We start from the raw sequence: 15,044 nt of genomic DNA on the forward strand, positions 1-15,044 counted from the left end.
TTTCTCCGAATTATTTGAAGGATTTATTTCCTAAAAACGCGGCTTTATTGCGTTTGTATAGTTGAGCCGAACGATGTCCACGGGCGGTAGTTTGGCGGTTGGTTTGTATCACATAAGGTGCAATCTTTCGGCGGAAGTTTGCTGTTAGTAGTTTCTTCCCCAAAATGGTTTCATACACTTGTTGAATATCCGTCAGGGTAAAGGTTTCCGGTAAAAACCGAAAGGCATCTGTGGACCTTTCCAAGTCATTGCGTAGTGCCGTAATTGCACAGGCAATAATTTTGGCATGATCAAAGGCCAGCCCCGTATTTTCCACAACGGTATAAGTAGTTTTTCGGTTATACAAAGATAATGTTTGTTTGACCTCAATAACTGCTGTTAATTCCATATCATTTCTTTGTAACGTCAGTTTATTGCGTTGGAGGATTTGATAACTGCTTTCTGTCTCTTGCGTTGTTTGTTCCTCTAGCGTAGTGTATGTGCACGTAAACCATTTGGCTTGCTTAGCATCTTTGCAAGACGAAAGGGATTGAGTGATTTCCGTTAAAGCCATAAACGAAGAAGAAATAATCCACCCCCGCGGATCTCGTTCGGGTTCGCTAAATATATGCAGTTGGCTAAGATCGGCCTCTTTAATTCCAGTTTCCTCTTCTAGTTCACGTTGTGCGGCTGTTTCTACTGTTTCGCCAGGATGAACAAATCCGCCCGGCAAAGCCCATTGGTTTTGAAACGGATGTTCAGCCCGTTCAATCAGCAGTATGGACAATTTTTGCTCTGGCAGTTTGCGATAATTTGAAACGCTATGCCGTACCACAGAAAAAACAGCCATATCCACCGCCACGGATGGGCGTTGATATTGCTGCAGATTGTATTGTTGTAAAAATTCTTGTTCGTTCATAGTGTCCCTTTATACGGAAAACTTGGCATTGGCAGACGTTTAAATTCATTTTGCGTATGCAATGCATCAATGCGGGCCTTGGCCTGTAAATCTTCGCATTGTCCTGTGCGAATATAGGCATCTAACAGCGCATAGGAAAACCCCATTTTTTCTTCATCACTTTTGCCACTGAGTCCGTCTTCCGGGGTTTTATCTACCAGATGAATCGGCAAATTCAGTATATGTCCAAGCTGTTTTAATTCCGTAACGGTAAGTTGCGCTAACGGAGCAAAATCGCCTGCGCTATCCCCATAGCGGGTAGAATATCCCACCCAAATTTCCGACAAATTCGATGTGTTAATTACCCGTCCGTTTACGGATTGAGAAACAGCGTATAACACCGCCATACGCAAGCGGGGAGCCAAATTAATTTGAGTTTGGTTGGAAACCTCTATATTTTTCTTTATTTCCGAGATGATATAGTTATAAGGATTTTTGAGGTTAATTTCATAATGGGCGATATCCAAATGCTTGACGATCTCATACGAGTATTCAATATCATGCTGACTACCATTCGGCATCAGCACCCCAAATACCCGCTCTTTGCCCAAGGCTTCTACGCATAAGGCAGCTGCTATGGTGCTATCTTTGCCGCCTGAAATACCAATTACAGCTTTACAAGAGGGGCCATTCGTTGCAAAAATATGTTGCAACCAGTTAATTAAATCAACTTTTATTTGAGCCGCATCAAATTCCATATTAGAAATTACCTCCATGCAAGGTGTTGCGTATTTCATGCAACGTAAATTGCTTGATTAACTTTCCGTCTTTAAAAACGGTTTGCAGTAAGTTTTCTTCCAGTGTCGGAAAGTTATGAACATCAAAACCATCTTGATAGGTGATTTCGCCTTGTTCGTTATAAAAAACACGGCATAAACCACGTTGAGATTTTTTGAAATGAGCATCATCTGTTTTGGGATTTTTAAAAATCAGTAATGGTTTTTTTCCTATTTCTCCATAGGTGGCTTTCACAGCAATTCCAAATGTATCTCGTGTATAAGGTTTGAACTCTTGATTTTCTTCTAAACATTGCATAGAAAAACTGCCTACTCCCAAAGATACGTTATTGCAAGCGAACCCATGTTCAATTAGCGTGCGGAATATCTTTTCGGCACGTTGAGGGGTAATACTATCCCCATAAATAGCTTTAATGTGTGGATTAAGCACCTTATAACCCTTGCTGTTTACAGTACCGCCAAATGTATTCCATAAGTGAAAAACTGTTTGAGTAACAATTTCAGCGGGATCGCCGCTATCTCCGCGTATTAATAAAGTTCCATCGTGGGATAGAATTTCATCTTTACATTCTACTACTAATTTGTCTACCAAATTCCAATAATCATAACTATCGCTGACCATAGAAAAGGAATGGTGTGGGTAAATTTTCGTAAGTAAACGTTTAATCATTTCACGTTCATTACCGTCCACTGCGTAATTACTGCACATCACGGAATGTTCTGTGCTAATAGCTCCGAAAGCAACGGGTTCTTTCGTGCAATCACAATTATAATAATGTTCTAACCAAGGAATAGCTGGAACCGTAGCCGTGTTTAAGAAAGATAGACAGAACGCTGCACTGCTGGCAATAGCACTTTCCAAACTCTCTTGACCGCGCATACTAAAATCCCCCAAAGCCCTTGCTCGCGGTACATTATCCTCCACGCTTTGTGCATAATATTTATTGACAATCTGCCGGTAATTATAACCCACATTCGCGCTTAACATAGGATGCCACAACGAACAACTCATAAGCGTCTCAATTGCATTGACTAACCATGCAAATTGAGGATGTGTATTACTGATTTCAATCATGGGTACTTTGACAGGCACCCGTGTCCCTTCGGCAATAGCTTTGATTTCAAGAGGCAGGTAACCCAAATCATGAAGTTGTGCGATTTTATCATCTTGATAAGCTCCCTTGCCTAAAGTATGCGATAGGATACGATTATATTCGGTAAGGGCCGTTTCTTTGGGAATGTTGAAGAAGTTTTCATTAAAATATTCAATTAAGTATTTTTTAATAAACGCTTGCAAACCGAACATAACGAGTTTATCCTGTCCATCCAGCCGGGACATACGTGGCGTGAAATAAGATGTTAATTTGGTAATACCGGCCGGATATTGTTCGCTATGAACAGTTTTATAAAAGTCACATAATAATAAGGGTGGAATTCTCATAATTTTCTCCTATATAATTTCAATTAATGGGTGTTGCTTTGTAAATACACTGCGGGTAGTATATATTTTTTCTACCAACCCGCTTTTAATTAGCTCTCCATCCAGAATACTATTTTCACAATGGGTCACGTAAAGCCAAATTTTATCTGCGCCCAATTCTTTGAGCTTTTTAGCCGAGTGATAGAAAGTTCCTCCGTACGAAGATATGTCATCTATAATTAACACATTGAACGGGGCCGGGGGGATTGTACCTTCTACATGCAAGCCAAGGATTTTGCCGCTTTTCCAGTCCCGTTCTTTGACTCCATAAATAAAATTATGATTCAAATATCCTTGATAACGTTTGCAAGAACCTGCATCCGGAAAAAAGACGACATCCTGTTGTGTTAAAAGGGTATCACACAATTTGGTAATAAAAGGGCGGATATCTTCACAAGTTATTCGCTCAATTAGTTGCAGAGATACCGCAGAGTGAGGATCTCGCACTATTACACTATCAAATTGCAACGAATTAATGAAATCCGCAAAATATTTAAGGGTAAAAACCTCATCATCATTCTTTACTCTGTCCATACGGGCATTGGGAATATACGGCATACGTAACGTCAACTTGGTGGTTCCATGGTCCCGTAAATGCTTTACAGCAAAATAAAGCACAACTAATTCTTCGTTATCTTCAAACTGCCAAAGCAGTTCAACTGAACCACTAATAGGGATAATATTCAAACGTAATGTTCCATCAGGAAATTTACTGGGGACAAGTTTGTGATCATTGATGTAAATCATGATTCTCTCCTATTTTACTTGAATTTGGCACATTTTCATTGCTTCTAATGCGTTGCGGTGGCTGGCAGGGGTTACTCCTGCACAAGCCGAAGAATCAACCGATATGGTTACTTCCGGAAAAGCTGCTTTCAAAATAATCGCATTTGATAATACACAAATATCGGTACACAAGCCAATAAGTTCTATTTCTTGTACTTGCGGATAGTGTTGCTTTACCCATTCCGCTAGAGCAAGCGAGCCGAAAGAGGGCTTATCAAGTAAGGTGGCATTTGCCGTATCTAGAGACGGATCAATTTGCCAACCGGACGTGTTTTTAATACAATGGGGTACAGGAAGCAGTTTTCCCTCTTGCGTATGAAGGTACTCCTCAGAATGAGTATCACGCGTAAAGAGAATTGGATTTCCTTCTTTTTTATACTGTTTTATTTTAGCTTGTACGGCCGGAAGGATGTTTATAGCTTCTTTTGTACCCAATGCACCATCTATAAAATCTTTTTGCATATCTACTACAATCAGTATTTTCATGCGCCCTCCTTTTGTGATAATATCATCTTAATAATATTATAATGATAATATATATATTTGTCAAGGGTATAACTCTCCTAGTGATATTGTTTCCTTCAATACTTATGCTAGTTGTATAGTATAAGTGTCGTGTTTTTGCATTTTATAGGGCGTTGGATAGTATATGGATTGGCATATATTGACAAGAAAGAAGTAATCAATGAATATGCTGTAAAAGCCTTAGCGGAATTTGTTTTTTTGCGTAGGGATTATGATTTTTTGCTGAAAAGTAAAAAAGGTTGGAAATCTACGTTTAATGCAGATAATATAGAAAAAATCCTTTCCTTCTAAGGGACTTGACTTCTAGGCCCAGAAGAAGCGTGAATGTTTATAGGAGAGAATATGCAAAACTATACACATTTAACCGCGCGGGAATTAGAGTTAAAATGGACTGAAAGAATAGGCCGGCCGGTACCGCCAATCGGGCGAAGTTTAATTATTAAGTACCTGTTATGGTGTAAACTGCCACGGGCTCCCGCCCGTGGCTTTTACGCTTCGCGCGTTTCAAACAGCTATGCTGTTTGGCCGCGCCAACTACAAAGAAAAATCTACGATTTTTAGCGCGGCGTTTCCTCTCCTCCATAGGCTCCCGCCTATGGTTTCCCCGGGTATTACAAAAACATCCCCGTCGGGGAATAACCCTGACGGGGAATATTGCGTATAGAGCAAAACTAAAATACGGAGAGGGAGAGATTCGAACTCTCGATACGGTTTCCCGTATGCAGTCTTTCCAGGACTGTGCCTTAAACCGCTCGGCCACCTCTCCAAAATCGGTGTGCGGTATACTGATTACTTGTTTATTATAGCAAATTAGCGCAGGCGTTGGAAGCGCGTTTTCCGCAATCCCTATACAGCTTAACGCGTAAACCGCTTGATTTCCATTCCCAATAACCGCCCGATAAGCATCAGCGGCAGGAGAATACAAATGCTGAAAACGGCTACGAAAAGCGTCATAATAAACCCAAACGAAAGCACCAAAATTCCGCCCAATACTCCCCCCGTATCCCCTTTGGGGCGGGCGGAATCTTTCGGCGTTTGCCTTTCAAATACCGGCCGGCCGTTTTCGTCCAGCACTTCGGCTTCCACAATTTCCTGCGAAGCGGTAATGTCGTGTTTTTTCATTTCCTTAGTTTGGTCCAAATTTCTTTCGTCCGCACACAAAAAAAACGGATTAGTTTTCCGCCGCCAGTTCAAGCACCGCGCGCGCCGTTTCGGCAGCGGACAAACCCGTTACGTCCAGCTCTTTGGCTTCCGGCAGTTTTGTAATGAGCGGGTGTTTTGCACAGAACGATTTAAATAATTTTTCATCGGTTAATTTCATTTTGGCTTTGCGGTCGGCAGACGGCAGACGCTTTAAAATTTCTTCTTCCCCCAAAAGCAGTTTTACGGGCGCGTACCGGTACCCCGCCGCGCGGCAAAACGAGCGCACGCGCTCCACGAACGACAAATCGTTCTCGTCATCCGTTAGACAATTCGTCATAATAAGCGGTTTGTCGGGCGAAATAGAAACCAAATAATCAAATAATAAATCATATGTTTTATTCAAATACCCAAACACCTGGGGCGGAAGCGTTTTGGACAAATCCGTCACGCTGAAAAACACGTTATTGATTAAGTGGTTGTCAATTAACAGTCCGTCCGCTATCGGCACCAGTTCCTTAGCTACAGTAAACTTGCCTACAGCGGGGTAAGCAATTAAATGGATTAAAACTTTCTTCATACGTATATTTTCGCATAATTTGGCGCCTTTTGCTTGGACTTTACTCCACACTATACAGTCTCAAGCACAAAAAGTACAATATTAATATATGAGAAAACTATTCTCCCTTTTGGCAAAAAGGCCCGAAATTCCCGCCGTCCGCGTGGCGGCGTTACTCAGTGCTTGGTTTCTGCTGTTTTTAAACTGCAGTTTCTGGCGCTTTGTGTGGACGCGTACTGAAATCTCCGGCTTTACGGATATACTGTTTATGCTTTCCATACCGCTTGTGGTGTTTACGCTGATGTATCTGGCGTTCAGCCTGCTGCTCCTTCCGTATGTGGGCAAACCGCTGCTGATACTGCTGCTTATTGTTTCCGGCGCAACCAATTACTTGATGTTTCAGTTCGGCACATTTATTGATGCAGATATGATCCGCAACACGTTTGAAACGCACCCGGGTGAAGTGAAAGATTTAATTACGCCGCTGTCCGTTTTGTGGTTATTTTTAGGCGGCATTTTACCCGCCGTATGGCTGGCGCGCGTCAAGCTCGTTTTTAAACCGTTTTGGAAAGAAATTTTAGCCCGTCTGGCGCGATGCGGCATACTTTTATCAGGCTTACTTGTCCTTACACCGTTTGTATATAAGGAATACGCCTCGTTCGGACGCAATAACAATCAAGTCCGCCGACTCGTCAATCCGCACAACTATCTGTACGCCACAGTCCGCTATTTTCAAATCGAGCACCAAAAGAAACGTCCGTTTACGAAACTGGACGAAACAGCCAAACACGTGCCCTATCCGGACGAAGAAAAAACGGTATTTATCGTAGTGCTGGGAGAAACATCCCGCGCGATGAATTTTTCGTTAAACGGATATGAACGGGAAACCAATCCCGAGCTGAAAAAACACGATATCGTCAACTTTAGAAACGTCCAATCCGCCGGCACGGCGACGGCGGTATCCGTTCCGGCGATTTTTTCCTTTACCTCCCGCAAAGATTTCAACCCCACCGACGCAAAATATACCGAAAACCTGCTGGACCTTTTACAGCAAACCGGCTATGAAATTTTGTGGAAAGAAAACGACAACGGCTGCAAAGGCGTCTGCCAGCGCGTACCCAACGTGGAAATGGACTTGAAAGACAAACGCTTCTGCGACGGTACCTACTGCAAAGACGAAATTCTGCTGGACGGATTGGAAGAATACCTTAGAAACATTAAAGACCACGCTTTCATTGTTCTGCATACCATCGGCAGCCACGGCCCAACGTACTACCGCCGCTATCCGCCGGAATTTAAGAAATTCACCCCTACCTGCGACACGGAAGAAATCCAAACCTGTACGCAGGAACAAATCCGCAACACATACGACAACACCATTTTGTACGCGGATTATATCGCCGCGCGCGTCATTGAAATCCTTAAAAAATTTCCCGCATACGAAAGCGGTATGATGTACGTATCCGACCACGGGGAATCCTTGGGCAAAAACGGCGTTTACCTGCACGGGCTTCCGTACTCCATCGCGCCAAAAGAGCAGACATCCGTTCCAATGGTCATCTGGATGAGCGATGTAATGAAAAAATCCGACCACTTGGATTATGAATGTTTAAAGAAAAAAGCGGCAGAAGGAGAATTTTCGCACGACAACATCTCCCATTCGCTTCTTTCATTAATGGAAGTAGACAGCACGGCATACGACAAGAGTTTAGATTTCTTTGAAGAATGCCGAACGTATCCGCTACCGCGCAAAAACTAACCTTTAGCCCCCGCCCAAAAGCGGGGGCGTTTTTTTGCCCTTCATAATTGATAAAATATAAATAGGTTACGCGTGAAGTCACATCACGTAATTTAAAAAACCGAGGAATAAAAAATGTTACCCAAAGCGTATGAACCGCAAGAAGTAGAAAAAAAGCTGGCCGAAAAATGGCAAAACGCCAAACTTTTCGCCGCCAAAGCCGATAAAACCAAAAAACCTTTTGTTATCGTTATCCCGCCGCCCAACATCACGGGCGCATTACACATGGGCCATGCTCTCAACGACACTTTACAGGACGTTCTCATCCGCTCCCACCGTATGTTTGGCGAAGAAGCCTTCTGGGTGCCCGGAACGGACCACGGCGGCATCGCCACGCAGAACGTAATCGAGAAGAAACTCGCCAAAGAAGAACACAAATCCCGCCACGATCTGGGCCGCGAAAAATTTGTGGAAACCGTCTGGGAATGGTACAACGAATGCGGCAACGCCATTTTCAACCAGTTTCGCAAAATGGGCTGGAGTTTGGACTTGTCCGATATTCGCTTTACGATGGACGACAAACGCGCCAAAGCCGTTTACGAATGTTTCCGCCAATGGTGGGAGAAAAAATATATTTACCGCGGAAAACGCTTAATCAACTGGTGCGTACGCTGCTCGACCGCGTTGTCTGACATTGAAGTGGAACACGAACAACACGCCGGAAAACTGTGGCACCTGCGCTATAAAGGGGAGGACGGGTCCGACGGAATCGTCATCGCCACCACGCGCCCCGAAACCATTTACGCCGACGCGGCTATCGCCGTCAATCCCAAAGACGAACGTTATAAAAATATGGTGGGCAAAAAGGTAATCATCCCGCTGGCGAACCGCGCAATTCCGATTATTGCCGACGAAGCGGTGGAACTGGAATTTGGTACCGGCGCCTTAAAAATCACGCCCGCGCACGACGCGACCGACTACGAAGTCGGCCAGCGCCACAACCTGCCCGCCGTCAGCGTGATTAACGACAAAGGCAAGATGATCAACTGCCCCGAAAAATATCTGGGTATGGACCGCGATTTGTGCCGCAAAGAAACCGTCAAAGATTTGGACGCGGCGGGACTGCTTGTGAAAGAAGAAAAATATAACAACGCCGTTTCCACCTGCTACCGCTGCCACAACGTTATTGAGCCGTTTATGAGCGAACAGTGGTTCGTTAAAATGGACGAACTGGCCAAGCCGGCTATTGCGGCCGCCGAATCGGGCGAACTGCAATTTCACCCCGAATCGTGGAAAACGCCGTTTGTAAACTGGCTGAAGAACTTGCAGGATTGGTGTATTTCGCGCCAGATTTGGTGGGGCCACCGTATTCCCGTATGGTACTGCCGCCATTGCAGCGAAAAAGGCTTAACCTTCGCCACCGACAAACAGGGCAACAAACAACTGACGAAAGTGTCGTTTGAGGACGGCGCAAAACCGATTGTTTCTTTCAACAAACCCGAAAAATGCCCCGTCTGCGGCGGGCACGACCTCGTACAGGACCCCGACGTACTGGACACGTGGTTTTCGTCCTCCCTGTGGCCTTTGTCCGTTTTCGGCTGGCCGGAACAAACCGAAGATTTAAAGTATTTCTACCCTACATCCACCCTCGTTACCGGATACGAAATTTTATATCTGTGGGTCGCGCGTATGGTAATGAGCGGCCTCGCGTTTACGGGTAAACTGCCGTTTAAGGACGTATTTTTAAACGGTATCGTGCGCGACAAAACAGGTGCGAAAATGTCCAAATCCAAAGGTAACGTCATTGACCCCTTGGATATGACTGCCAAATACGGCACTGACGCGGTGCGTTTCTCGCTGCTGATGCAGGCTGTCCCGGGCAAAGACATTCCCTATGCCGAAGAAAGCATCACGGGCGCGCGCAACTTCTGCAACAAAATTTACAACGCTTCGCGCTTTATTTTAATGAATATGGAAGGGATTAACGGCCCGCTCGCGATGCCGGAAAACTTAACCGAACTTGCCGACAAATGGATTGTGGACCGCTACACGAACGCCGTCAAAACGGCGCGCGAAGGCGTGGAAAAATACAACCTTGCCCAAACCGCTAATGCGTTGTACCACTTTCTGTGGGGCGATTTCTGCGACTGGTATGTGGAGCTGGCCAAACAACGCTTCCAAATGGACGAAAAAGAAACAGTAATGGCCCTGTGCGTCAACATTTTATACGGCACGCTCAAGGCCCTGCACCCGCTGATTCCGTTCGTAACAGAAGAAATTGCCGCCTCTCTGCGCCCGTACGTAGGAGTCAAAGAGGAGTTCTTGCTTGAACAGCCTTATCCGCAGTTCAACCCGTCGTGGTGCGATAAAGAATCCGTACGCAAAATGGAAATTATCCAAGGCGTAACGAAAGAAATCCGCACCATCCGCTCTCAGTTCAATGTGCCGCCCGGACTTAAAATTTCCGCCGTGCTGACTGCTGAAAATGAAGAAGAACTGTCCGTCGTGAAAGAATTTTCGGGGTACATTAAATTAATGGCCAAGATTGAAAACTTAACCATTACCGCAAATGCCGACAAGCCCAAACAAACGGCCACCGCCGTATTTGAAAATATCACAGTCTACGTACCGCTGACGGGTCTTATCGACTTTGAAAAAGAACGCAAACGCTTGGAAAAAGATCTGGCTGTTGCCAAGGCCAACATTGCCTCGCGCGAAGCACGTCTGGCACAGGAGAGTTTTATCAAAAACGCGCCTGCCCAGCAAGTTCAAAAAACGAAAGACGAACTGGCCGCCGCCAAACTGGCGCTCGCGCAGGTGACGGCTTCGTTGGAGGATTTAAACTAATGAATAAACTCGCCAAAGCCGCCCTACTGGCCGCCTGTGCATTGTGTCCGCTGGCCGCCTACGCGCAGGATACAGATTGGAAATCCGTTACCCGTTACGATAAAGCCGCCGCCAAAAAGCAGCTGACGGACCGCTTTGTCAAATACGTGACGTTTGACACACAATCAAGCGACAAAACCTCCGCCGTACCCAGTACGGCGGGGCAGAAAAAGTTTGCCAAAGAACTCGCCAAAGAACTGAAAAAATACGGGGCAAAAAACGTAAAAACAGACCAGTACAGTATTGTGACAGCGGAAATCCCGTCCAATTCGGCAAAAAAAACACCTATAATCGCTTTTTTGGCGCATTTGGATACGGCACTTGAAGCTTCCGGAAAAAACGTCAAACCTCAAGTGCACACGAATTACCAAGGCGGGGACATTGTCATTAACGCCGAAAAAAATATGGTCATTAGTCCCGCCAATTCCCCCCAGCTCGCCCGCGCTAAAGGGCATGATATCATTACCGCGTCCGGAGATACGCTCTTGGGAGCTGACGACAAAACGGGCGTGGCCGTTATTATGACACTGGTGCAATACCTCTACGATCATCCGGAAATGGAACACGGCACCGTCAAAATTGCCTTCACGCCGGACGAAGAAACCGGTATGGGCGTGGAAAAATTTAACGTCCCCGCATTTGGCGCGAATTACGCGTACACGGTAGACGGCTCCGACTTGGGCCAGCTGACGGACGAAACCTTCAACGCCAAAGCCTTTACCGCCGTATTTAACGGAAACCGCGCCGTTCACCCGGGCAGCGCGTTAAACTCCCCATTTGCCGATAACGTACTAATGGCGTCGGACTTCCACACGTTACTCCCCCGCCACCGCAGACCGGAAACCACTTCCGGCCGCCGCGGATTTATTCTGGTGGACAGCGTGGAAACCCAAGGCGACCGCACGGAAGTAAAAGGCATTATCCGCGCGTTTTCAGATGAAGAAATCCAAGAACTCGTCAACGAAATTACCCGCGCGTTCAATACCGTAAAGGGTATTCATAATAAAGGAAAAGATTTTTCCCTTACGTTTACGGACCAATATAAGAATATGAAATCCGTATTGCCGGAACAAATGGTTACACTGGCGGAAGTGTCCATGCGGCAAGAAGATATCACTCCGGTGCGCACGGCGGCGCGCGGCGGAACGGACGGTTCGCAGCTGTCTTTTATGGGGCTGCCCACGCCGGACTTGTTTGCCGGAATGTATAACATTCACAGCCCGCTGGAATATGCGGACGCGGACGTAATGGAATCTTCCCTGCGCACGGTTCTGCGGCTTGTTTCGCTATGGAACACACAAACCGACCAACCGCAAAACTAACCCAATTTCAGACTCGCTCCTTGGAGCGAGTTTTTTAATATATTCCTATAGAAAACAGTCCCAAAATGGACATAGGTCTTTTGACCCTTGCACAAATACCATAGAGATTACTAGAATAACAGAAACATATACTCTTTTGGAGGGGAAAATGAAAGGAAATTACTTTATCGCCTTGTTGGCTGCTGCGGTCTTAGGATTTGGCAACCTTAACGCCAACGCCGCAATTGATAATCTGCTTAATCAGGTTACGCGCCAAACCGCCCACACAACCCTTAAGAAACAAAACGACTACCGCCAAATTCTTTTAAACCGCTTTTTGAAATATACCACATACGACAGCCAAAGCAGCGAAAAAGAACAAATCACGGCCGTTCAAATCGAAACCGCCAAAAAACTTTTCGATGAAATTCAATCTTTCGGTTTGAACGTCACCTTAACCCCGCACCATTATATTTATGTGGAAATTCCGTCCAACGTAAAGGAAGATGTCCCCACGCTGGGTTTTAGCAGCCACTATGATGTTACGCCAGATAATCCGGCCACCGGCATTAAAGCGCGCAAAATCGAAAACTACGACGGGAAACCAATTGTACTGGAAAACGGGCAAGTCATTGACCCCGCCAAGGAAAACGGAGCGTATCTCTCCACCCAAATCGGCAAAACCATCGTTACGTCAGACGGCACTACCATTCTGTCCGCCGATGACAAAGCCGGCGTATCTATTATGATGACAATGTTGCAGACGCTGGCCCAAAATCCGAACCGCAAACACGGAAAAATTCAAGTTGTTTTTGCGCCGAACGAAGATGTAGGCCGCGCTGCCGAATTTATTGAAGAAACGCCTTACAATCCCGACATCGCCTTTGATTTTGACGGCGGAGTAGACGGAGAAGTAGTCATCGGCAACTTTAACGCCGAACAGGTAATTGTTACGGTACAAGGCCACCCCGGGCACCAATCCCACGCTGCCGAAAACGGCTATATCAATGCGTGGTTCCCCGCCTGCGTGTTGGGCGCCCTCCTCTGCCCGCTGGAAACAGAAGGCTCCGTATTACCGCTGCCCAACCACAGCACCGGCAAACAAGGTTACGCGGAACTTCACCATATTGATTACCCCGCCAACACACCCAGTGTGGCTAAAATGGACTTCCGTTTGCGCGGATTTGTTCAGGCCGATTTGGATGCGTGGAAAGACCAAATGTACGCCACCATTCCGGAAATTGAACACAACTACGGTGTAAAAATTTCCGTAGATGTCAGCCGTAGCTACGGCAATGTAGAAGAAGCAATTCACCCCGAAGCGAAAAACATTACCCGCCGCGCGTTTGCCAAAGCGGGCGTTACACCGAATTTTAAAGAAGAACGCGCCGGAACCACGGCTTCTATGTTCTTAATTAAATTGGGCAAAGGCGCATTTACCATCTTTACCGGACAAAACAACCCGCACGCATTTACCGAATGGCTCAGCGAAGAGGATATGTATAAATCTTATCTCATATCGCTCAACTTGATTGATGAAGTAGCCGCGCTAAAACAAAACCGTTAGAACAATGAAAATTGTAATTGCTACGGGCAATCCACACAAGTTCAGCGAATTGGTACACATCCTGCCCGCCAAATTAAAAAACGGTACAACAGTAGAATATCTGAGTTTGGCCGATTTTGATAACCTCGAGCTGCCTCCCGAGACGGGAAGTACGCTCGAGGCTAATGCAAAACAAAAAGCTATATTTGCATCCCGTGCGACGGGCCTGCCTGCCCTGTCCGACGATACCGGCTTGGAAGTGGACGCTCTAAACGGCAACCCCGGGGTCTACACGGCCCGTTATGCGGGCGAACACGCCGGCGCGGACGACAACAACCGCAAACTGCTTACCGAGCTGGACGGCAAACTGCTGCCCGAACGCACGGCCCGTTTTCGCACTGTTGCTTGTTTGGCTACTCCGCAGGGAAACATACAAACCTTTGAGGGAAAACTGGAAGGATTTATCGGTTTCGGTTACCGCGGCACCAACGGCTTTGGATATGACCCCCTGTTTTTAGTGGGCAACGCCCAAAAAACGCTGGCGGAGTTGACGGAAGCTGAAAAAAATAAAATCAGCCACCGCGCAAAAGCGTTTAACCAAATGGCCGAATATTTAATGCTTCTACCAGAAAAACAGTAAACGGAAATGTTCATAAAAACAGGGGAGCGCTACACAACGCTCCCCTGTTTTTATGCAAAGTTTTCCGCGTATTTAATCCGCATAGTAACAAGAAGCAGGCCCCACGGCACACACACAAATATTGGAATCAGAGGTAGATTTGGTAAATCCAATATCTTTACATCCGTTACCCTCGCAAGAACGACGGCCCGTTTTGGGATGGAGATACAACAAAAAAGATGGACTGTTTCGGTAGCCAGCGTGGAAGTATACATCGTTATTCCAGCACGCTGCCGAACCGCCATAAATAAAGTTTTTGCTATCCTGCACATCAACGGCCAAGTCTTCCCTATAAGCGGTTCCGCTTGGGTTTTCCAAACAATACGCATTTCCCGCCATATTTAAGTTTTTTAAATTTACCCACGCTTCCGCCGTGCGGCTTTTGAGCACCGCTTTTTGGTATTGAGGGAGTGCAACACTCGCCAGAATACCGATAATTAATACGACAACCAATAATTCAATCAGCGTAAAACCTTTCATATCATTTTCTCCTTTAAAAAGTCATCCTGAGGAGTTTCTGTTCAGCAACTGGCGATTTTGATGGAATAAACTACAACAGAGAAACGCCAAACAGAAAACCCTCGGAATAACCCCAGTTTATCAAAAAAAAAAAACGGGTCAACCCCTCGTATAGATTGATGTTGAACGACACATATTGCTTGGGAATTTTAGCATATGAAACTCCCCGGGCTCACGCCCGGGGTTTCTTTTCATCCGAACAATTCCATTG

General features: G+C 45.8%; 13 protein-coding genes and 1 tRNA gene. 5 read left to right on the forward strand and 9 right to left on the reverse strand.

The features are described from left to right. Positions 1-10: 10 nt before the first annotated feature. The 8 genes from ACI351_RS03105 to ACI351_RS03140 form a co-directional block, all read right to left on the reverse strand. Positions 11-898 carry an NUDIX hydrolase gene (locus ACI351_RS03105; protein ID WP_439733802.1) on the reverse strand — a complete coding sequence of 296 codons (888 nt, stop codon included), beginning with the start codon at positions 896-898 and terminating at the stop codon, positions 11-13. Beyond that, complete coding sequence (gene nadE / locus ACI351_RS03110) at positions 895-1,635, reverse strand: NAD(+) synthase (protein WP_439733803.1); 741 nt, start codon at positions 1,633-1,635, stop codon at positions 895-897. Before nadE ends, ACI351_RS03105 begins: the two co-directional genes overlap by 4 nt. 1 nt (position 1,636) lies before the next feature. Further along, a complete protein-coding gene (locus ACI351_RS03115; RefSeq protein ID WP_439733804.1) occupies positions 1,637-3,115 on the reverse strand; it encodes a nicotinate phosphoribosyltransferase in 1,479 nt (492 codons plus the stop codon). Between the two features lie 9 nt (positions 3,116-3,124). Further along, the gene (locus tag ACI351_RS03120) at positions 3,125-3,901 is read right to left on the reverse strand and encodes a ribose-phosphate pyrophosphokinase (RefSeq protein ID WP_439733805.1); all 777 of its coding nucleotides are present in this window, start codon (positions 3,899-3,901) and stop codon (positions 3,125-3,127) included. Between the two features lie 9 nt (positions 3,902-3,910). Next, positions 3,911-4,426, reverse strand: coding sequence for a cysteine hydrolase family protein (locus ACI351_RS03125; RefSeq protein WP_439733806.1), 516 nt, complete (start codon positions 4,424-4,426; stop codon positions 3,911-3,913). Between the two features lie 718 nt (positions 4,427-5,144). Further along, positions 5,145-5,231 (reverse strand) — tRNA-Ser (locus ACI351_RS03130). Between the two features lie 89 nt (positions 5,232-5,320). Further along, the gene (locus tag ACI351_RS03135) at positions 5,321-5,587 is read right to left on the reverse strand and encodes a hypothetical protein (RefSeq protein ID WP_439733807.1); all 267 of its coding nucleotides are present in this window, start codon (positions 5,585-5,587) and stop codon (positions 5,321-5,323) included. 49 nt (positions 5,588-5,636) lie between these two features. Next, on the reverse strand, positions 5,637-6,185 hold the full coding sequence (locus tag ACI351_RS03140; RefSeq protein ID WP_439733808.1) for a hypothetical protein: 549 nt from the start codon (positions 6,183-6,185) through the stop codon (positions 5,637-5,639). An 88-nt stretch (positions 6,186-6,273) separates the two neighbouring features. Between ACI351_RS03140 and ACI351_RS03145 the strand changes: the two genes are divergently transcribed. From ACI351_RS03145 to rdgB, 5 genes are all read left to right on the forward strand, one after another. Continuing rightward, positions 6,274-7,923 (forward strand): phosphoethanolamine transferase, encoded by a 1,650-nt coding sequence (locus ACI351_RS03145; RefSeq protein WP_439733809.1) that lies wholly within the window; start codon positions 6,274-6,276, stop codon positions 7,921-7,923. A 114-nt stretch (positions 7,924-8,037) separates the two neighbouring features. Beyond that, complete coding sequence (locus tag ACI351_RS03150; RefSeq protein WP_439733810.1) at positions 8,038-10,749, forward strand: valine--tRNA ligase; 2,712 nt, start codon at positions 8,038-8,040, stop codon at positions 10,747-10,749. Beyond that, positions 10,749-12,110: a peptidase T gene (pepT, locus tag ACI351_RS03155; RefSeq protein WP_439733811.1), complete on the forward strand. Its 1,362-nt coding sequence runs from the start codon at positions 10,749-10,751 to the stop codon at positions 12,108-12,110. The genes ACI351_RS03150 and pepT (ACI351_RS03155) overlap by 1 nt, the downstream gene beginning before the upstream one ends. 148 nt (positions 12,111-12,258) lie before the next feature. Then, a complete protein-coding gene (pepT, locus tag ACI351_RS03160) occupies positions 12,259-13,656 on the forward strand; it encodes a tripeptide aminopeptidase PepT (RefSeq protein WP_439733812.1) in 1,398 nt (465 codons plus the stop codon). 4 nt (positions 13,657-13,660) lie between these two features. Further along, a complete protein-coding gene (gene rdgB, locus ACI351_RS03165; RefSeq protein WP_439733813.1) occupies positions 13,661-14,275 on the forward strand; it encodes an RdgB/HAM1 family non-canonical purine NTP pyrophosphatase in 615 nt (204 codons plus the stop codon). Between the two features lie 72 nt (positions 14,276-14,347). On the opposite strand, the gene ACI351_RS03170 is transcribed toward rdgB, so the two are convergent. Then, positions 14,348-14,794 (reverse strand): type IV pilin protein, encoded by a 447-nt coding sequence (locus ACI351_RS03170; protein WP_439733814.1) that lies wholly within the window; start codon positions 14,792-14,794, stop codon positions 14,348-14,350. Positions 14,795-15,044 lie beyond the last annotated feature (250 nt).

It is taken from the genome of Candidatus Avelusimicrobium sp. (assembly GCF_051874775.1).
GTDB lineage: Bacteria > Elusimicrobiota > Elusimicrobia > Elusimicrobiales > Elusimicrobiaceae > Avelusimicrobium.

Coding starts and splice junctions, on each gene's coding strand:
- ACI351_RS03105 (WP_439733802.1), bottom strand. CDS start 898: ATGAACGAACAAGAATTTTTACAACAATACAATCTGCAGCAATATCAA.
- nadE (WP_439733803.1), bottom strand. CDS start 1,635: ATGGAATTTGATGCGGCTCAAATAAAAGTTGATTTAATTAACTGGTTG.
- ACI351_RS03115 (WP_439733804.1), bottom strand. CDS start 3,115: ATGAGAATTCCACCCTTATTATTATGTGACTTTTATAAAACTGTTCAT.
- ACI351_RS03120 (WP_439733805.1), bottom strand. CDS start 3,901: ATGATTTACATCAATGATCACAAACTTGTCCCCAGTAAATTTCCTGAT.
- ACI351_RS03125 (WP_439733806.1), bottom strand. CDS start 4,426: ATGAAAATACTGATTGTAGTAGATATGCAAAAAGATTTTATAGATGGT.
- ACI351_RS03135 (WP_439733807.1), bottom strand. CDS start 5,587: ATGAAAAAACACGACATTACCGCTTCGCAGGAAATTGTGGAAGCCGAA.
- ACI351_RS03140 (WP_439733808.1), bottom strand. CDS start 6,185: ATGAAGAAAGTTTTAATCCATTTAATTGCTTACCCCGCTGTAGGCAAG.
- ACI351_RS03145 (WP_439733809.1), top strand. CDS start 6,274: ATGAGAAAACTATTCTCCCTTTTGGCAAAAAGGCCCGAAATTCCCGCC.
- ACI351_RS03150 (WP_439733810.1), top strand. CDS start 8,038: ATGTTACCCAAAGCGTATGAACCGCAAGAAGTAGAAAAAAAGCTGGCC.
- pepT (WP_439733811.1), top strand. CDS start 10,749: ATGAATAAACTCGCCAAAGCCGCCCTACTGGCCGCCTGTGCATTGTGT.
- pepT (WP_439733812.1), top strand. CDS start 12,259: ATGAAAGGAAATTACTTTATCGCCTTGTTGGCTGCTGCGGTCTTAGGA.
- rdgB (WP_439733813.1), top strand. CDS start 13,661: ATGAAAATTGTAATTGCTACGGGCAATCCACACAAGTTCAGCGAATTG.
- ACI351_RS03170 (WP_439733814.1), bottom strand. CDS start 14,794: ATGAAAGGTTTTACGCTGATTGAATTATTGGTTGTCGTATTAATTATC.